Below are 18351 nucleotides of genomic sequence, written 5' to 3' on the forward strand. Positions count from 1 at the left end.
ACTTAACCCAGGCTATCAGCCCAGATGTTGTGCGCCCAGCCCCAAGCATAAACACCTTCAAGAGTGGATGGTGCCGGTGATAGGCCACCAGAGCCTGGAACAGTCTTAAAGGTCTTCTCGGCAGCATTGTATTGATGAACGCTAGCAACGTGAACCACTTCGCGATCATTTACAAAGCTGTAGCAAGTATTGGTTAGAACCGGTGCTGGATTCACTTCCCAGCCACTCAACTCCGCAACGATAGCTGCAGCTGCTACCTTAGCGTGTTGGTTTGCCATATGACCAGACTTCGGCATCAATGGTGCAATCTGAATAGAGTCACCCAATACGTGGATATCTTTGCGTGCAGTCGACTCAAAGTTCAGGAAGTTAACATTCACCCAGCGGCCATTGGAATTGGCTAAACCAGTCTTCACGGCAATCTCACCAGCAGACATTTGTGGGAGAACGTTCAGTACATCAGCTTTGACATCATCCTCAACTTCGAGCTTGAGTGTTTTAGTTTTTGCATCAACACCAACTACATTGCTCTTTGGTCGGTACTCAATGATTCCAGCATACTGTTCAGCCCAGACTTTCTTGAACAAAGCTCCTTTGGATGTGACATCTTGATTGGCATCCAAAATCACTACCTTACCTTTTGGGTTGTGGGTTTTGAGATAGTTAGCAACCTGGCAGGCGCGCTCATAAGGTCCAGGGGGGCAGCGATAGGGAGCCTCTGGGATCGTAATAGCAAAGGTGCCACCTTCACGCATGGCGGCAATTTGTTTATGCAGAGCAACCGTTTCTGGGCCCGCTTTCCAAGCTTGGAGAGTTACGCCATCCTTATTGGCTTGCGCAAGACCCTCAATGCTTTTGAAGTTCAGTGAAACGCCAGGGGATACGACGGCCTTGTCGTAGCGCAAAGTCTTACCTGAGGCGAGCGTAACTGTTTTCTTATCTGGATCAATGCTGCTGACGCTGTCTTGAATAATCTTGATGCCATGACGCTTGCTGAGAGTGTCATACGGAGATGTGATTTCAGCGATAGTGCGTGAGCCACCAATCACCAAATTGGACATTGGGCAGGAAATAAATGAGGTGTTGGGCTCAATGAGAGTTACTCGCGCAGTGTTATTGGAGAACAAGCGCAAATATTTGGCAGCAGTTGCGCCACCATATCCACCACCAATAACTAAGATTTCTGCTTTTTGTAAAGTAGCTGCTTTTGTTTGGCTTGAAAGCCCTGCAAGTAGTCCTACTGCTGCAGCGCTCTGACCTATAAAATGTCGACGATCCATGGCGCCTCCTTATTGTTTCTTGCCAAGTTGATTGGCAATAGTGGTGAGTTGTTCGTCTGTGTAACCTTTTGTTAGCTGGGGCATGATGGTGCCTTCTAGAGCGCCGCTCTTGTATGCCTTTAGCTTAGCCAGCATCTCTTGACTGGTGAGGTTATTAATCAGCGGCATGCCGCCATCAACTACGCCTTTGCCATCGGTGCCGTGACAATTAGCGCAGGTTGCCGCGAGGCCACGTTTATATAGTTGGTCGGCGCTTTGTGCGAAGCTGAGTCCGCTCCACTGGCTTAAGCCAAGGAGGGCGCTGGCCACCAAAATGGGTTTTAAACACTTCACTTGCATAGGGATTATCTCCGTCTTACATACAGCTGTTCTTAGGATAATGCTGATTGACTCTATCTTAATCAGATAGGGATGGGATTAGTGGTTTTACTTAGATTGATTTTCAATAAGCTCAGAACTAAAAACAAGGGCTTTCCCCCTGATAGTTTTTAGTCTGTAGCTCTAAGACCTATAAACTAGCGATATGCGTGGCTCTTTTACTTATCGAAATACAATCTTCATCCTACTTCTAGGTGTATTTACCTACTTGTATGGTTTGGATAGTCGCTTTGCCCCAAAGAATGGGGATGAGTATCCCTATATGCACATCGTCCGGATGACTGCTGATGCTGGAGCCTGGTTACCCCTCCAATCTGAGATGGATGGCATTAAAAATACCAAGCCACCTTTGGTGTTTTGGGAGGGCATTGCTAGTACGAGTTGGGGAAGCGATTGGACGCTCCTGGCCTTGCGTTGGCCCAGCGTTTTATACACCGGCCTAACGGCCTTTTTCCTATTTCTGGCGGTAGCTCGGTTTAGCGGCAAAAAACAGACTGGTTTATTGGCGGCATTAGTATGGCTTTCTTTTTTTGCAACTTATCGCTATGGCCGCCCATTCCTCACTGATCCTCCCGAGGTATTTTGGTTGAGCTTGCCATTTTTTGCTCTGCTGTATTGGGGCAGAACTGCTTTTGAATCAAAACTATTTTTTCCGGTATTGGCGGGTGCCTGCTTTGGCATGGCTTTATTGTCAAAGTCTTTTGCCTATATTGCTCCTGCCACATTTGCCCTGGGCTTGTTTTACTGGCGCTGGCGTGAGTGGAGTATTCCGAAGGTCTTATTGCAAGACTTATACAAAGTGATATTAATTGCTGTTCTGGCTTTAGGTGTATTTGCACTCTGGTTTTTGCTAGACCCCTTTCCGGAGGCTGTCTGGAAAGAATTTGTTTTGGGAGAGAATGCTGGCAAGTTCGAGGCGCGGAGCTCTAACTACCTTTTAGATCTAGTGCTTGGAGGTGACAGCATTTGGATGCTGGCTTTAACCACCTTGGCGAATGCTGGGCTGTTTACCTTTGTATTGATTTCTGCTTTGATGCAATGTTGGAAGCAGCGGCGCTTTATATCACTTGAAGAAGGTCTATTGCTACTTTTGGTATTGGCATTCTTCATCGTATTTAGTTTGCCAAGTCAGCGCTCTGGTCGCTATCTATTGCCTGTGATGCCAGCCTTTGCTACTTTGATTGCAATGTACTGGGACCGATTGCCTTTATGGGGATTCCGAATCTCATTGCTACTAGAGTTGGTATTACTTGCTGCTCTTGCTTGGGTCGGCGGAAATTTGCAACTCTCGAATTTCTTGGGTCAGCCTGGCATCTGGAATTACTCGCCGTGGCATTGGGTCTTTATGGGACTTGCAATCGCTTTGGTATTGATAGGCATATTCAGTCGAGAGCGTAGCAAGACAATCGCCTTGGCGGCCTGCTTTTTTTGCTACTGTGCGCTCACTAGTAGCTTGGCTCCGCTGGAAGGTGCATTGGGTCGATATTCGCAATCCACCATCCAGGGCGTTGTTGGGCAAGATGTTTGGGTACCCTGCGACTATCGCGCCAAGGATGAGGAGTATCGACTCTTATTGCCAGGTGCAACATTGCATGGCTATTTGGCCAAAGATGCTAACCAAATCGATTTATTAAGCAGCACTTATCCATTAGTAGCGCTGCAGTCACCGATCGGCATAGAGCCCGAGCTCTGTGACTCTTGCAAGATCGTGGGTAAGCGCATGGAGATGCGAGCCCGTCATTCTGATGCGGAGATTCGGGCGATACTTAAAGGTCATATTGGAGAGCACCTGTTTGTGAATGAATATTTAGTTTCTACGCCTGCAACAATTGCGTTGCCAGTAGTGGGTAAGGACGCCTGTAGATGAGCCGTGTAATTGCCCTTTGTTTCTTATTACTTGCCTCGGTACTGGGCTATCTCCACATTGATAGTCGTCCGGTATGGGCGCCTTTTGCTAGTGCCCACCCAGTTGATGCTGCAAATCCAGTCGAGGATTCTTCTGAGCTATCTGAAAGTCACAAGCCAGCAAAGAATTTAAAAAATGCTGCTCCAGTAAAGCTAGTTCAACCCAGCTTAAGGACGGATTGGTTGCCCGATACGGGAGCCCCATCAGTGCATGCGGCCTCTTTAATTGCACTAAAGGATGGCGGGGTGAGAGCGTTCTGGTTTGCAGGAAGTCGAGAAGGTGCGCCAGATGTAGCTATTTATACAGCCGTCTTTGATCCACAGGCGTCCAGGTGGAGTGCGCCGACAGTTGTAATGGATAGAGTCGGCGCAGAAAAAGGTTTGTCGCGCTACATTGCTAAATTAGGTAATCCCGTTCCAGCCAGAATGGCCGATGGTCGTATGCAGTTATTTTTTGTCACTGTTTCTATTGGGGGTTGGGCGGGCAGCTCAATCTCTTCGGTGATTTCAGATGATGAGGGTTTAACTTGGGGTCGACCGCAGCGACTTATTAGCTCACCATTGATTAACCTCAGCACCTTGGTTAAGTCCCCAGCCATGTTATTTGTAGATGGGCGACTAGGATTGCCGGCCTATCACGAGTGGATTGGTCGCTTTGGGGAGTTCCTCAGAATTGATGCGAGTCAGGTGATTGATAAGCGACGTATGAGTTCCGGTAGGGGTGCGATTCAGCCTGTAGTCTTTAGCGATGGACCGCAAGAAGCAAGCGCTTTTTTCCGTCAAACTCGATCCAGTTCTCAGCCAAAGCAAATTCCCATAAGCGAAACCAAGGATGCTGGGCAGTCTTGGGTGGTAACAACAGATCTTGAGATACCAAATCCGAACTCTGCTCTTGCTGCGCTAACTTTGGCTAATGGTGCGAGATTGATGGTTCTTAATAATATTGAGGCAGGTCGCTATCGTTTGGTAATGGTTATGCGTGAATCGAATTCCGCTCAATGGCAGGTAATACAAGTGCTTGAAGATGACGAGTCTTTGGCTAACGATCAGCGTCGAGAGTTTTCTTACCCATACTTAATTTCTGCCAATGGTGAAGATGCGCATCTTGCCTATACCTGGGATAGGAAAAAGATTAAGCATGTTTACTTTCCAGCCGCCTGGTTTAAGCATGCCGTAAGTAGCTTCAAAGAAAAGGAGGCGCAATGATCACCTCATATTTACAGCCCATTGCCTTGCTGGAGATGTCGCTTACTTGCGCAGTAGTACTCATTGCGCTTTTACAAAAGCTGAGCTCAAAAGAGATTCCATTTGCGATACATCTTGTCTTAGCTCTGTTATTGGCTAACCTATTTTTCTGGCCACTAGGAATGTCGCTGGAATTGCCTTTATCTGCCTATGTGCGCGGCGTCACTGGTGATCTCAGTATCGTGACCTTGCTCTTGTTGTGGAGCACGATGCTTTCTTCTGCCAAAAAGACGCCGCTTGGATTTAAGGTACCGCTGGCGCTGATTGCAATTGCGTTTTACCCGTTAGCGCTTGGCTTTGGCATGATGGATCCTTACGCATGGGGTTATGGATCTATTGGCCTCTTGATTGCTGTTGTTCTCTTTGCCATTATTTTCGGTCTTGCCGGTTGGACCAAGGGTGTTTGGATTCTTTCTTTTGCGATCATTGCCTGGGCAGCGCATTGGCACGAATCAGCAAACCTTTGGGACTATCTCTTAGATCCCTTCTTGGCTATATGGGCTTTGTTTGCTATTCCCAATGCGATCTATCTCAAGCGTCGCGAGAAGGCGCAGTCGGGCTACCTTTTTAGGGCGGGCTGATTATTGCCACCTAATTTACATGGTGAATTTTAGGTAACAAAAAAGCCAGCAGATCGCTGGCTTTTTTGTTTGCTGCTATTCCGGAATTAATCTGGAATATTGGCTTTACGAATGACTGGACCCCAGACGTTGATTTCTTTCTCAAGGTGATCCTTGAGACCTTTGGAAGATACTTTCTCCATTGGCACGATATCGATGTTGGAATCATTCAAACGTTTTTGAACGTCAGGTGTATTCAATGCCTTCTTCAATGCAGCATTGATTTTTTCCTGAATTGGCTGTGGAACACCTTTTGGAACATACACACCATGCCAAACTTTAACTTCAAAGCCTTTGAGGCCCTGTTCGTTCAAAGTTGGTACGTTTGGAATTGCTGGCAAACGCTTCATAGTTGTTGTACCGAACGCTTTTACACGGCCATCCTTGATGTAAGGAATAGTTTGTGTAGTTTGGTCGCACAAGAGGTCAACCTGGCCACCCAAGAGGTCGGTCAAAGCAGGGCCGGTACCTTTGTATGGAATGTTGGTCAGTTTGATGCCCATACGGCTTTGGAATAATAGGCCGCACAACTGAGATACTGCGCCAGGACCGGCGTTAGCCATGGTTACTTTTGAGCCATTAGCCTTGATATAGGCTTCGAGCTCTTTAAAGTTATTTGCAGGCAAATCTTTTTTGCCTAGTAATACCATTGGTACATCAGCTACTTGGCCGATGTAATCAAAGCTAGTCATTGGGTCATATGGAAGCTTGTCATACAACGCTTGCGCTGTAGCCATGCCCATGTGGTGAATGTACATTGTGTATCCATCGGGAGCTGCGCGAGCTACCTTAGTGGAGGCAATCGTGCCACCAGCGCCAGGAACGTTCTCAACCACTACTGTTTGACCTAAGGCTTGACCCATTGGCACGGCAATTAAGCGTGCGATAGAGTCAGTTGGGCCACCAGCCGCAAATGGAACAATTAATTGAATGGATTTTGTAGGCCAATCCTTTTGGGCGGATGCAATATTGCTACCCAATAAAGTGCTGGCGCTGAGAACTGCAGCAATTCCAGCGAATAGGGTTTTTTGTAATTTCATTTAAGTCTCCGTTAATGTGTAATGCGAGCTAATTTTGCCACTTTTAAGTACTATCGGCTTTAGGGTTTACCAGCAACTGCTAGCGTTCTTTGAGCTAATAAGACGACCGGTCGATCAATCATGCGGCCATCTAATTTGACTGCACCACCTTTGGACGCCTTATCAGCCTCAATCACACGATGTGCCCAAGAGACCTCGGCAGCCGTAGGCATAAAGGAATCCTTAACCAAGGAAACCTGTTTTGGGTGAATACACAGCTTGCCTCCAAACCCCATTCTTTTAGCGCGCTCAGCATCATCAGTAATTCGCTCAATATTGTCTGTAGAAGGAGTAACCCCATCAATTGGAGGGGCAATTTGAGCCAAGCGTGAGGCCAACACAATCTGAAAGCGGGCAGTTTGCAATTCAGTTTCTTGTGCATCACACACCATTCCTAGGTCTGCCTGTAAATCGATATTACCCAATGCTAGGCGCAATACCTGTTCAGAGTTTGCGATTTCATTTAGGCGATCAAGGCCGATAGCGGTTTCGATCATCGGAATGATTGCTGTGTTTGGCAGAATTTGTGCTGCACCATTAATTTGGTCGAGAGATTCACTTTTCGGAATGAGTAAGCAGGCAGCATCTAATTCTTGGACCAAGATGAGGTCGGCAGCATAAAAGCGACTACCCGGAGAATTTGAGCGAATGATTAGGCGCTTTTTTTGTTCCGTAGTAAATGTAGGCCAAGCAGAACGTATAGCTGTGCGCGCAGATTCTTTATCTTCTTCGGCTACGGCATCTTCTAAATCGATGATGACGCCATCAGCGCCGCTATCCAATGCTTTTGCAAAACGTTCTGGGCGCGTGCCCGGAACAAATAAGAAGGTGCTACTAAAGCCGATAGGTGTATCAAGTGGGTTCATATAGGTGGCTTTATTGAGTGTGAAACAAAAATGAAAATAGGCAACTGAGAATTACGAGATCAATCTTCCAACCTTGGACTGCTTACGAATATTCCACAAGCGTTCAATGGCAGCGCTCATGTCACTTGGCGTTGCGCCACCGCTAAATGCAGCAAGACGCATTGCCTTATCCGTAATTTCAGGGCGACTGAGGGTATTGCCAGGGTCACCCTTAGGTTCATCAACGCGACCCTCTAAAACTTCGCCATTATTTAGATAGACTTTAACCTTGCCAATCCAGCGTTGGGGGTAGGCACCATCCACTTCTGCATCCAGAGTCATGGTGACGCGATCGCGGAAGGCGCAAATCTCCTGATCATGAAAGTGTTGATCGAATTCTTGCAGGCCAGCAAATTGATAATGGGCAATCAGAGCAAGCACGGTACCCATTGAGAACTTGGATTGGTGAACCGTTGCGGGATCGGTTACTGGACCCAGTACATCAATTGCGCCTTGGTGAACTAGCGTTTCTACTTTAGCGATATCGCTGGGCTTGAGTTGATGCGCGAGCATGACCTGTAACAGGGCGTCTGCAGCGGGATGGGTATGACGACATGAGGCGTGATATTTGAAGCTGGTCTCTGCAATAGTCCAGCGACTGCCCAATTGATCAGTTAGCTTGCTAGGATCAGCATCGCTCGACATACCAGCAGCCAAACCTTGCTTGCCTTCCAAGATGTGTTCTGCACCAGTAAAGCCGGATTGCGCCAAGTAAGCAGACATCAAGCCAGTAGAGGCGGCGTGCGCGGTATGCAATTGCTTGGAGTCAGCGGCATCACGCAGAAATTCCCAGAGGCCGGCCGATTGTGTTCCCGCAGAACCAAAAGCGTGCAACATTTGGGTGGGGTTCAATTTAAGTAAATGACCTACAGCCGCTGCCGCTGCCAAGGTGCCTGCAGTACCCGTTGTGTGAAATATTTTGTAGTGCGAACGACCTAAAAATTCACCAACCCGAATACCGACTTCATAACCAGCAACAGCAGCAACCAATAGATCTTCACCGGAGGCGCCAATCGTTTGGGCTGTCGCTAGTGCCGCAGGAAATACCACGGTAGCTGGATGGAATACGGAGCCATTGTGGACATCATCTTGTTCGGCAACGTGTGATGCTGCTGCATTAGCAAGTGCAGCCAAGAAGGGGCTTGAGTTGGTTCGGCTAATCAGAATTTCTGCAGAGCCAGGATTGGTGGCATTAAAGCCACCCATGTTTTGCGCAAACTGCGTAATCGTTTCTACTGGGCGTGATCCTTTGCCAGCAATTGCCGAACCAAACCAATCGACTAGCAAATCTTCGGTGCGGGCAATCACCTCTTCAGGAATATCGCCAATCTTTAATTCAGAAGCAAATGTAGCTAAAGCCTTGGATAAGTGCGGGGTAGTCATGACTAAATAAGCTCCTAGGCTAAAACTGCAGTGGCCTGCATGGTGAGCCAGCCTTCGTGGTCTTCAGCCCAAATAGAGATGGTTTTTCCAGAGGGATCTGTCTCCAGATCAGGTTTAGCGCTAACCTTAAATATATTGATATCGAAAGTAGGGCGTATGGCACGGAACTCAAAGCTCTTGAGTTTGCAACCTGGAATGCTTTGACGCACCAGATCTACTAATAAGGTAGCGATCAAAGGGCCGTGAACAATTAAGCCTGGGTAACCCTCTACTTCAGTAACGTATTTGCGATCGTAATGAATGCGATGACCATTGAATGTCAGGGCTGAGTAGCGAAACAGTAAAACATCATCTGGGGTAATTGTTTTAGACCACGTAGCTCCAGTAGGTGCCGGTGTTGGTGCAACTGGTTTGTCGTCTGGACCTGGGGCATCGCGATACACGATGTCATGTTCTTCAATCAAGGCTAAACCATTTTGATTGGAGATCGCATGCTTAACCAGTACAAAAATGAGATCGCCCGTGCGACCTGCTTTGTGCGTAACAGATTCAATTCTGGAGACGCGTTCGATTTCATCGCCAACTGAGAGAGGCGCTAGCCATTGAACTCGACTACCAGCCCACATTCGACGTGGCAGTGGAACGGGCGGTAAAAATCCGCCACGCTTAGGGTGGCCATCAGGACCGATTTCGGATTGAAGGGCGCACGGTAAGAAGTAAAGCCAATGCCATAACTCTGGAAGAAAGGTTCCGTCATTCGGCGCGGGATCGGGTCGATCAAGTGTTGCCGATAGAGCCCTTACGGGTGCTGCTGTGACGATGTCTTGAAGGGTCTCAGTTTTGCCGAGCCATTCCTGGAGGTGGGTGATGGTTTGAGGTTCGATTCGCATAAGTTCCATTATGCCAATTCCAACCTGAAATGCGATGGAGCTAGATCAATAAACTCGCTAGTAAATAACTTAGCAAGCCGGCCAGCGCTGAGCCAGTTAGTACGCTAATCACACCTTTTTGAAACCGAAAGAGCGCTAAACCTGCAAGCGCGGTGATAGCAATTGAGATCCAAGAGATTGAGCCACCAAGACCATGGGGAAAAAAGACGTGATAAGCAAAGAAGAGGCCCAGGTTAGCGATAACGCCAACTACTGCGGCAGAGATTGCGGTTAGGGGCGCAGTAAAGCTGATCTTGCCATGAGTGGATTCAATCAGTGGGCCACCAACGAGCACTAGGAAAAATGAAGGCAGAAAAGTAAACCAGGTTGCCACACAGGCCCCAATCACCCCAAACCAAAATGGATTGCTGTAGCCGATCAAATGCTGAATGTGGCCAGCCAGGTAGCCAACAAAAGCCACCACCATGATGAGCGGTCCCGGAGTGGTTTCACCAAGGGCCAAGCCATCCATCATTTGGCCGGCGCTAAGCCAATGGAATTGATCCACAGCACCCTGGTAGACGTAGGGCAGAACAGCATAAGCACCGCCAAAGGTCAGGAAGGCGGCTTTAGTAAAGAACCAGGCAATTTGTGGATAGAGTGTTTTCCAGCCAAACGCAAGTGTTAAGGCAAAAAACGGAATCAACCAGAGTGCTAGAACGGTTGAGCTCTGCAATACCAATTTCCTCTTAGAGAATTTGGCGTGCTCTGGAGTTGGGGTGTGATCATCGATCAGTGCAGCAGCATGAGTTCCGCTCGCACTACTGTGAGAAGCGACTTGCTGGAAATACTCTGGGTAGCGTTTGCCACCCCAAATACCAATTAAGGCCGCAAAGATAACAATAATCGGGAAGGCTAGATTAAAAATAAAGATCGCTAGAAAGGATCCGAGCGCAATCCAACGTAGTGCTTGATTGTGAATCGTGCGCTTACCAATACGGACTGCAGCGTGGAGGACGATGGCAGTAACTGCGGGTTTAATGCCATAGAAAATCGCGGCAATCCAAGGCACTTGGCCAAAGGTGAGGTAGACCCAAGATAGGCCAATCAAAATAAAGAGAGATGGGAGAACAAAGAGGGTGCCTGCTAAGACGCCACCCCAGGTGCGATGCATGAGCCATCCAATATAAGTCACCAACTGTTGGGCTTCAGGGCCCGGTAAGAGCATGCAATAGTTCAGCGCATGTAAAAAGCGCCGCTCGGAAATCCAGCGACGCTTTTCAACTAGCTCTTGGTGGAGGACTGCGATTTGTCCTGCAGGTCCACCAAAGCTAATAAAGCCGAGCTTGGCCCAAAATTTCAGGGCCTCGCGCAGTGGAACGCTCAAACTTCTTCCATTCCACCAACAACTTGGCTAAAGCCGTTATCTACATAAATGATTTCAGCGGTAATGCCGTTAGCTAAGTCAGATAACAAGAAGGCAGCAGTGTTACCTACATCATCAATCGTGACATTGCGACGCAGTGGGGCAGTTTGCTCAACCGCCTCCAAGATCTTGCCAAAACCTTTGATGCCAGATGCGGCTAGAGTCTTAATTGGACCAGCTGAAATGCCGTTAGCGCGAATGCCCTTAGGGCCAACTGAACCAGCAAGGTAGCGAACGGAGGCTTCGAGTGATGCTTTAGCAAGACCCATAGTGTTGTAGTTAGGGACATTCTTCATTGAACCCAAGTAAGTGAGGGTCAGCAATGAAGACTTATCGCGCAACATTGGGAGAGCTTCTTTTGCCATTGCTGGGAAGCTATATGCAGAAATGTCATGAGCGATTTTGAAGCCTTCACGAGAAAGGCCTTCTAAAAAGTCGCCAGCAATCGCTTCGCGCGGTGCAAAGCCAATTGCGTGAACAAAGCCATCAAACTGAGGCCAAGTTTTTGCCAAATCCTTAAACAGGGCAGAAATCTGCTCATCGCTGCCAACATCGCAGTCAAAAATCAAGTCGGTATTGAATTCTTTGGCGAAATCGACAATGCGGTCTTTGAAGCGCTCACCAACGTAGGTAAAGGCCAGTTCAGCCCCTTCGCGGTGACATGCCTTGGCTATGCCATAGGCAATCGAGCGGTTAGAAAGAAGGCCGGTAATCAGAATTTTTTTGCCAGCGAGAAAGCCCATATCGTGTCCTTTGCTTCAAATGTGGTTTGCTATCTACAATTGTTGCATATATGTCCATGCTCCCCGCCATCCGCCAAATCCCCGCTTTGCTGCTCTTAGCCCTTCTGGCTGGGGTGGCAGTCAATTCAGCTCAGGGTGCCCAGGGGATTGCTCAGTACGGCAAACCCAAATACGCCGACGGATTTAGCCATTTTGACTACGTGAACCCAAATGCTCCTAGGGGTGGCACGCTCACTTTACCCAACCCAGATCGCCGGACAAGTTTTGATAAGTTCAATCCATTCACGCTACGCGGTGTGGCTGCCCCTGGCGTAGCCCAGTTGATGTTTGAATCTTTGGCGGTGGGTAGTGCGGATGAGGTCTCTAGTGCCTATGGTCTGATTGCGGAAGATATCCAAGTGGCATCCGACAAGATGTCGGTCGTGTTTCGGATTCGTCCTGAGGCGAAGTTTTCAGATGGCAGTGCGATCTTGGCTGGCGATGTAAAGCATAGCTTTGACACTTTAATGAGTTCACTCGCTAATCCGCAATTCAAAACGGTGTATGCCGACGTGAAGCAGGCGGTGGTCCTTTCTGATCGCGTAATCCGTTTTGATTTTAAGAATCGCAATCCTGAGTTACCGGTGATGGTCGGTACCTTGCCAGTGTTCTCTCGTAACTGGGGCAAGAAGCCTGATGGCACGATCACGCCATTTGATAAGTTGACCTTTGAGTTGCCAATAGCAAGTGGCCCTTATGTGATCGAGTCTTATAAGGCTGGCAAGACCATGATCTTTAAGCGAAACCCAAATTACTGGGCCGATCAAGGCGGTAAGACGCTCAATGTCCGAGTCGGTTTTTATAACTTTGATCGCGTGAACTACAAACTCTATAGTGATGATGCTGTTCGCCTAGAAGCCTTTAAGGCTGGGGAGTTTGATGCTCTAGTGGAGTACCGCGCAAAGAATTGGGCAAAGAGCTATGTTGGACCAAGATTTAATGACGGTACTTTAGAAAAGAAAGCTTTTCTCAATCACAACGGCGCAGGCATGCAAGGTTTTGCAATGAATGTGCGCAGGCCGATTTTTCAGGATTCGCGTGTTCGACAAGCTTTAGGTTATGCGCTCGACTTTGAGTGGCTGAACCGTCAACTCTTCTTTGAGCAATACAGTCGTATTAATAGTTACTTTACGAACAGCGATCTCAGTGCCAATTTCGATGGCCCTCGTAAACCCACCGAAGCGGAATTGAAATTACTCAAGCCTCTCAAAGCGCAATACCCTAAGTGGGTGCCTGATGCAGTCTTTGGTCCGATGCCTGCGGCTCCTTCAACTGCCTCACCCGATAGCTTGCGTCAGAATTTGCGCAAGGCGCGTGACTTATTGGCTCAGGCTGGATGGCAATATCGTGACGGTGCTTTGCGCAATATGCAGGGCGAGCCTTTCCGTTTTGAGATGGTCGAGGACGGCCCATTTTTCTTGAGGGTGATTTCATCCTATGTACGCAATTTAGAGAAGCTGGGTATTCAGGTAGATATTCGGACAAGTGACTTTGCGTTGCATCAGAAGCGCATGGATGAATACGACTTCGACATGACGACTATTCGCTTTCCTGACTCACAAAGCCCTGGCAATGAATTGTGGGATCGCTTTGGTAGTCAGGCTGCAAAAGAAAAAGGATCTGACAATGTGATCGGGATTCAGTCTCCCGTGGTCGATGCCTTGGTGGATGCGGTTGTCAAAGCCCAGACACGTGAAGAGTTGCGTGCAGCCACTAGAGCTTTAGATCGTGTTCTTTGGAATAGTTATTACGTGATTCCGCAGTGGTACAACCCGACACACCGAATCGCGTATCGTAAAGAGATGCGCTATCCAGAACCTCCCTTGTATTACACCGCTGAATCATGGATTCTGCTCAATTGGTGGAAAGAGGGGGCGCGCTAATGCAGGGGCAAATGTGGTCTTACATTTTCAAGCGTGTGCTCTTGATGATTCCTACTTTGCTGGGTGTACTAACGCTCACGTTTGCTGTGGTGCAATTTGTGCCTGGCGGTCCAGTCGAGCAGTTGATGCTCGAGCTCAAAGGTAAGGGCGATGCCGCAGTGAGTGGGGCAGAGTCTTCTGGCGGCGGCAGTAACTATCGTGGCCGTCAAGGTGTAGATGCTGAGCGTTTGGCTGAGGTCAAGGCTTTATATGGTTTTGATAAGCCGCCAGTAGAGCGTTATTTCATGATGCTGAAGCGTTTTGCGCAATTTGACTTGGGCGAGAGTTACTACCAACATCAAAGTGTTTGGCAATTGGTGGTTTCTAAATTACCAGTATCTATCAGCATTGGTTTATGGACCTTCTTTTTAACCTACTTAGTATCGATACCCTTGGGTATTGCTAAAGCGGTTAGAGACGGCTCTCGTTTTGATGCCATCACCAGCACAATGATTCTGGTGGGTTATGCCATTCCAGGATTTGTATTGGGTGTTCTGTTGCTGGTTATCTTTGGCGGTGGTAGTTTCTTGCAAATTTTTCCACTACGCGGACTAACTTCAGATAACTGGAGTGAGTTGAGCATGATGGGCAAGGTGATGGATTATTTATGGCATTTAGTTTTACCAATCACCGCTTCAGTCTTAGGAAGTTTTGCGGTCATCACCATGTTGACGAAGAATTCCTTTTTAGAAGAGATTCGCAAACAGTATGTATTAACTGCGAGAGCTAAAGGTCTAACCGAGAAACAAGTGCTCTGGAAGCATGTGTTCCGCAATGCGCTCTTGCCATTGGTAACCGGCTTTCCGGCAGCATTCATTGGCGCCTTCTTTACTGGTTCACTGCTTATCGAAACCCTGTTTTCTTTAGATGGCCTGGGTTTACTGTCTTATGAGTCGGTGATGCGACGTGACTACCCAGTGGTTTTCGGAACACTCTATCTGTTCACGCTGATTGGCTTATTTACTAAATTGATTTCTGATCTTTGTTATGTCTATATTGATCCACGCATTCAGTTTGGTGCAGGAGGTGGATCATGAGTCGCTGGCATCGCTTTAAAAACAACCGCATGGGTTATGCCAGCCTCTGGATTTTTATGATTCTGTTTGGCCTGTCGATGTGTGCCGAGCTCATTGCGAATGACAAGCCCTTGGTCGTGCGCTATCAAGGTAAGTTTTATTTCCCGATTGTGAAATCTCAACCTGAAAAAGTATTTGGTGGTGATTTTGCAACTCCAACTGATTTCTTGGATCCAGATATTCGTCACAATATTACGAGCAATGGTAACTGGGCGATTTACCCGCCTATTCCTTATAGCTATGAGACGCTGAACTACTTTTCAAAAGTACCCAATCCTGCACCGCCATCATTTGATAACTGGTTAGGCACAGATGATCGTGGGCGCGATGTCCTGTCCCGTTTGATTTATGGATTTCGCCTGTCGATCTTGTTTGGCTTGGCGCTCACTATTGTGGGGGTTAGCGTAGGCATCATTACCGGCTCTTTGATGGGTTTCTTTGGCGGTAAGTTTGATCTGGTTTCTCAGCGCTTAATTGAAATTTGGTCGGCGATGCCAGAGTTATATCTACTCATCATTTTTGCCTCTATCTTTAACCCAAGCATTTGGCTCTTGATTATTTTGCTGGCTGCTTTTGGATGGATGGGTTTATCCGACTATGTGCGTGCAGAGTTTTTCCGCAATCGCGCTTTAGAGTACGTTCGTGCTGCTAGGGCATTGGGCTTAACGAATTTGCAAATCATGCGCCGCCATATCTTGCCCAATAGCTTGACCCCAGTAATTACCTTCCTTCCTTTCAGAATGAGTGCGGCCATTTTGTCGCTCACGAGTTTGGATTTCTTGGGTTTGGGTGTGCCGCCGGGCACGCCGAGCCTTGGCGAGTTACTCTCTCAAGGTAAGAGTAATTTAGATGCGTGGTGGATTTCACTATCGACTTTTGTGGTCTTGGTCGCTACCTTGCTCTTGCTCACCTTTATGGGTGAGGCCTTGCGCGATGCGTTTGATTCTCGTAAGTCGGGCGCGATGAATGGAGGGCGCTCATGAGCGAAGTGAATAACTCTAGCAAGCCGGCAGCCCCTTTACTTCGTTATGAAGATTTCTCAATCTCTTTTGGTTCAGGCCGGCGTGAGAAATTTGCCGTTAGTCATCTTGATCTTGAGATTGGCGTGGGAGAGCGTGTTGCTTTGGTGGGGGAGTCTGGCTCAGGCAAGACGCTGACTGCCTTGGCGCCATTACGCCTTGAGTCTGAGGGTGCAAAAACATCTGGTCGAATTCTGTGGAGTGGCAAGAATGCGCACGCCGGCAATTCACCAGTCAATTTACTAGATTTGCCAATACAAGATATTCGTGAGATTCGCGGTCGTGAGATTGCGATGGTTTTTCAAGAGCCCATGACTGCGCTCAATCCCTTGTTTACCATTGGCAATCAAATTGTTGAAGCAGTACAGATATATCAGCCTTTAATCTCCAAGGCTGATTGCATGTCTGCAGCAATTGATCTTCTCAAGAAGACGGGCATCCCAGAGCCAGAGAAGCGCTTCCATTCTTACCCCCATCAGCTATCGGGTGGACAGCGTCAACGCGCCATGATTGCAATGGCGTTGGCGTGTAAACCCAGGCTGTTGATTGCGGACGAACCAACTACTGCTTTGGACGTTAGTCTGCGTTTGCAAATTCTGGATTTGCTTAAAGAGCTACAAGAAGAATCCAAGGATCATGGCGGTATGGCGATTCTGTTGATTACCCATGACCTCAATTTGGTAAAACACTTTGCACAAAGGGTTGCCGTATTAAACCAAGGCAATCTGATGGAGGTCGGGCCAACAAAGCAAGTATTTGAGCATCCAGACAATCCTTATACAAAGGCTTTAGTAAATAGCGCGCCTGTTCGTGATCTAGCTCCAGTAATGCCACTCGCACCAGTGTTATTAAAGACAGACAACTTATCTGTTTCTTATCCAGGCACTGAATCTACTTCTTGGTTTAAAAAATCTCTACGTCATCAAGTCTTGCGTAAGGTTGGTTTTGAACTTAAGCAAGGGCAAACCATTGGTGTTATTGGGGAGTCTGGCTCGGGCAAGACAACTTTAGGTATGGCGGTCTTAGGTTTATTGGGTGACTCTGCCGCAGAAATTACTGGCGATGTAGATGTGCTTGGAAATGATTGGCAAAAGTTAAAGCCAGTAGAGCGCCGAGCTATGCGATCTACTTTGCAGGTCATTTTTCAGGATCCATTTGGCTCTCTCTCGCCGCGTATGAATGTGATGCAAATTGTTTCGGAGGGTTTGGATGTGCACTTTCCCAATTTATCTGCAGCGGAGCGTGAGACTCGCGTATTGGATATTTTGCGAGAAGTTGGAATTGATCGCTCTGCTCTGGCACGTTATCCCCATGAATTTTCAGGTGGGCAAAGGCAACGCATTGCGATTGCGCGCGCTTTGATTCTCAAGCCGCAGATCTTAGTCTTGGATGAACCTACCTCAGCCTTGGATGTGTCGATTCAGAAACAAGTGCTCGCCTTGCTGACTGAGTTGCAGAAAAAATATAACTTGGCTTACCTGATGATTAGTCATGATTTGGCAGTGATTCGGGCGATGTCCCATGAAGTCATGGTGCTTAAGGCGGGCAGGGTGGTGGAGTTTGGTGATACCGAGACCCTGATTAAGCATCCTCGCCAGATCTATACAAAAGAGCTTTTTGCTGCTGCTGAGTTGACCTAAAGGCCAATCGAAGTAGGTTCAGCAGGGCGCTAAATTGGTGCATTCATGCACCGCAATACGAAATATCCTATTCAAAACAATGAGTTAGCCCTTGGGCTAGCACTTGGTGAAATAGACCTTCTTTGTTAGAATGAAACGATGTCCTTTCAAAAAGACCTTTTACCCCGCTTAGTAAAGCAAATGCCATTGGCTGCGCTGATTGCATTCATGCTTGCCATAAATCCGGTAATGGCGGTGGACACTACTCCTGACACTGCAAAGGATGCTTCAGTTGAGGTGACTAAAGAGGCGCCTAAAGAAAGCATGTTCCAGGCGGGTAAGTCTTACTTTGCTCGCGTATCGGATCGCCTGGCGGATTCAGTTACTGGCAAATCGGATGAATTGATTAACCGCGCTATGGAAGTGATTGGTGTGCGTTATCGCTGGGATGCGGAGTTGCCCCAATCTGGTTTAGACGGTAGTAGTTTTGTTGGCTATGTCTTCAAAGACAAATTAGGTTTTTTATTGCCGCGCAAGTCCACTCAAATGAGTCGTGTTGGCAAACCTATTACTCGCGAAGAATTGCAGCCTGGCGACTTAGTGTTTTTCAACACCATGCGCTTAACCTTCTCTCATGTCGGCATTTATGTTGGCGACAATAAATTTATTCACTCCCCATCTAAAGGTACTAGCGTGCGCGTTGATGATCTTGGTAGTCTCTACTGGGATAAACGTTTTGATGGTGCTCGCCGATTAGATGGCAGCGACAACTTGGGTGATGCAGAGCGTCAAGAGTTATTAAATGAAGTGAATAAACTCAAGCGTAAATCTCGCAGCCTCTGA

General features: G+C 47.7%; 16 protein-coding genes. 8 read left to right on the plus strand and 8 right to left on the minus strand.

Features of this window, described 5'->3' with window-relative positions; genetic code table 11:
• Positions 1-2: 2 nt before the first annotated feature.
• Positions 3-1280: an NAD(P)/FAD-dependent oxidoreductase gene (locus tag ICN11_RS03765; RefSeq protein ID WP_216229227.1), complete on the minus strand. Its 1278-nt coding sequence runs from the start codon at positions 1278-1280 to the stop codon at positions 3-5.
• A gap of 9 nt (positions 1281-1289) precedes the next feature.
• Positions 1290-1619, minus strand: a complete 330-nt coding sequence (locus tag ICN11_RS03770; RefSeq protein WP_216229228.1) for a c-type cytochrome — start codon at positions 1617-1619, stop codon at positions 1290-1292.
• Between the two features lie 184 nt (positions 1620-1803).
• On the opposite strand from ICN11_RS03770, the gene ICN11_RS03775 reads away from it, so the two are divergent.
• From ICN11_RS03775 to ICN11_RS03785, 3 genes are read left to right on the plus strand one after another with little or no spacing between them, the layout of a single operon-like run.
• Positions 1804-3525, plus strand: a complete 1722-nt coding sequence (locus tag ICN11_RS03775; protein WP_216229229.1) for a glycosyltransferase family 39 protein — start codon at positions 1804-1806, stop codon at positions 3523-3525.
• Positions 3522-4769: an exo-alpha-sialidase gene (locus tag ICN11_RS03780; RefSeq protein WP_216229230.1), complete on the plus strand. Its 1248-nt coding sequence runs from the start codon at positions 3522-3524 to the stop codon at positions 4767-4769. The genes ICN11_RS03775 and ICN11_RS03780 overlap by 4 nt, the downstream gene beginning before the upstream one ends.
• Complete coding sequence (locus ICN11_RS03785) at positions 4766-5389, plus strand: hypothetical protein (RefSeq protein WP_216229231.1); 624 nt, start codon at positions 4766-4768, stop codon at positions 5387-5389. The genes ICN11_RS03780 and ICN11_RS03785 overlap by 4 nt, the downstream gene beginning before the upstream one ends.
• 86 nt (positions 5390-5475) lie before the next feature.
• Here the strand turns inward: ICN11_RS03785 and ICN11_RS03790 are convergent, their stop codons facing one another.
• The 6 genes from ICN11_RS03790 to fabI are packed head-to-tail and all read right to left on the minus strand — an operon-like array spanning position 5476 to position 11833.
• Positions 5476-6468: a tripartite tricarboxylate transporter substrate binding protein gene (locus ICN11_RS03790; protein ID WP_216229232.1), complete on the minus strand. Its 993-nt coding sequence runs from the start codon at positions 6466-6468 to the stop codon at positions 5476-5478.
• A 59-nt stretch (positions 6469-6527) separates the two neighbouring features.
• Positions 6528-7373, minus strand: a complete 846-nt coding sequence (locus ICN11_RS03795) for a CoA ester lyase (protein WP_216229233.1) — start codon at positions 7371-7373, stop codon at positions 6528-6530.
• Between the two features lie 51 nt (positions 7374-7424).
• Entirely contained in the window at positions 7425-8795 is a 1371-nt protein-coding gene (locus ICN11_RS03800; RefSeq protein ID WP_216229234.1) for an MmgE/PrpD family protein, read from the minus strand.
• A 14-nt stretch (positions 8796-8809) separates the two neighbouring features.
• Entirely contained in the window at positions 8810-9694 is an 885-nt protein-coding gene (locus tag ICN11_RS03805) for a MaoC family dehydratase N-terminal domain-containing protein (RefSeq protein ID WP_216229235.1), read from the minus strand.
• 31 nt (positions 9695-9725) lie between these two features.
• Positions 9726-11051, minus strand: coding sequence for a chromate efflux transporter (gene chrA / locus ICN11_RS03810; RefSeq protein ID WP_216229236.1), 1326 nt, complete (start codon positions 11049-11051; stop codon positions 9726-9728).
• Positions 11048-11833 carry an enoyl-ACP reductase FabI gene (gene fabI, locus ICN11_RS03815; RefSeq protein ID WP_216229237.1) on the minus strand — a complete coding sequence of 262 codons (786 nt, stop codon included), beginning with the start codon at positions 11831-11833 and terminating at the stop codon, positions 11048-11050. The genes chrA and fabI overlap by 4 nt, the downstream gene beginning before the upstream one ends.
• A 50-nt stretch (positions 11834-11883) precedes the next feature.
• Between fabI and ICN11_RS03820 the strand changes: the two genes are divergently transcribed.
• From ICN11_RS03820 to ICN11_RS03840, 5 genes are all read left to right on the plus strand, one after another.
• Entirely contained in the window at positions 11884-13755 is a 1872-nt protein-coding gene (locus ICN11_RS03820; protein WP_216229238.1) for an extracellular solute-binding protein, read from the plus strand.
• 11 nt (positions 13756-13766) lie between these two features.
• A complete protein-coding gene (locus ICN11_RS03825; RefSeq protein ID WP_216229239.1) occupies positions 13767-14831 on the plus strand; it encodes a microcin C ABC transporter permease YejB in 1065 nt (354 codons plus the stop codon).
• Entirely contained in the window at positions 14828-15853 is a 1026-nt protein-coding gene (locus ICN11_RS03830) for an ABC transporter permease (protein WP_216229240.1), read from the plus strand. Before ICN11_RS03825 ends, ICN11_RS03830 begins: the two co-directional genes overlap by 4 nt.
• Complete coding sequence (locus tag ICN11_RS03835; protein WP_216229241.1) at positions 15850-17529, plus strand: ABC transporter ATP-binding protein; 1680 nt, start codon at positions 15850-15852, stop codon at positions 17527-17529. Before ICN11_RS03830 ends, ICN11_RS03835 begins: the two co-directional genes overlap by 4 nt.
• A gap of 138 nt (positions 17530-17667) precedes the next feature.
• Positions 17668-18351 carry a C40 family peptidase gene (locus ICN11_RS03840; protein ID WP_255539876.1) on the plus strand — a complete coding sequence of 228 codons (684 nt, stop codon included), beginning with the start codon at positions 17668-17670 and terminating at the stop codon, positions 18349-18351.

Source organism: Polynucleobacter sp. 78F-HAINBA (assembly GCF_018882325.1).
In the GTDB taxonomy this organism is placed as follows: Bacteria; Pseudomonadota; Gammaproteobacteria; order Burkholderiales; family Burkholderiaceae; genus Polynucleobacter.

What these genes read in the sequence shown, in the direction of transcription:
- ICN11_RS03780 (WP_216229230.1), top strand. Translation starts at nt 3,522, where the DNA reads ATGAGCCGTGTAATTGCCCTTTGTTTCTTATTACTTGCCTCGGTACTG.
- ICN11_RS03840 (WP_255539876.1), top strand. Translation starts at nt 17,668, where the DNA reads ATGTCCTTTCAAAAAGACCTTTTACCCCGCTTAGTAAAGCAAATGCCA.
- ICN11_RS03765 (WP_216229227.1), bottom strand. Translation starts at nt 1,280, where the DNA reads ATGGATCGTCGACATTTTATAGGTCAGAGCGCTGCAGCAGTAGGACTA.
- ICN11_RS03790 (WP_216229232.1), bottom strand. Translation starts at nt 6,468, where the DNA reads ATGAAATTACAAAAAACCCTATTCGCTGGAATTGCTGCAGTTCTCAGC.
- ICN11_RS03785 (WP_216229231.1), top strand. Translation starts at nt 4,766, where the DNA reads ATGATCACCTCATATTTACAGCCCATTGCCTTGCTGGAGATGTCGCTT.
- ICN11_RS03775 (WP_216229229.1), top strand. Translation starts at nt 1,804, where the DNA reads ATGCGTGGCTCTTTTACTTATCGAAATACAATCTTCATCCTACTTCTA.
- ICN11_RS03820 (WP_216229238.1), top strand. Translation starts at nt 11,884, where the DNA reads ATGTCCATGCTCCCCGCCATCCGCCAAATCCCCGCTTTGCTGCTCTTA.
- ICN11_RS03830 (WP_216229240.1), top strand. Translation starts at nt 14,828, where the DNA reads ATGAGTCGCTGGCATCGCTTTAAAAACAACCGCATGGGTTATGCCAGC.
- ICN11_RS03795 (WP_216229233.1), bottom strand. Translation starts at nt 7,373, where the DNA reads ATGAACCCACTTGATACACCTATCGGCTTTAGTAGCACCTTCTTATTT.
- ICN11_RS03770 (WP_216229228.1), bottom strand. Translation starts at nt 1,619, where the DNA reads ATGCAAGTGAAGTGTTTAAAACCCATTTTGGTGGCCAGCGCCCTCCTT.
- fabI (WP_216229237.1), bottom strand. Translation starts at nt 11,833, where the DNA reads ATGGGCTTTCTCGCTGGCAAAAAAATTCTGATTACCGGCCTTCTTTCT.
- ICN11_RS03800 (WP_216229234.1), bottom strand. Translation starts at nt 8,795, where the DNA reads ATGACTACCCCGCACTTATCCAAGGCTTTAGCTACATTTGCTTCTGAA.
- ICN11_RS03825 (WP_216229239.1), top strand. Translation starts at nt 13,767, where the DNA reads ATGTGGTCTTACATTTTCAAGCGTGTGCTCTTGATGATTCCTACTTTG.
- ICN11_RS03835 (WP_216229241.1), top strand. Translation starts at nt 15,850, where the DNA reads ATGAGCGAAGTGAATAACTCTAGCAAGCCGGCAGCCCCTTTACTTCGT.
- ICN11_RS03805 (WP_216229235.1), bottom strand. Translation starts at nt 9,694, where the DNA reads ATGGAACTTATGCGAATCGAACCTCAAACCATCACCCACCTCCAGGAA.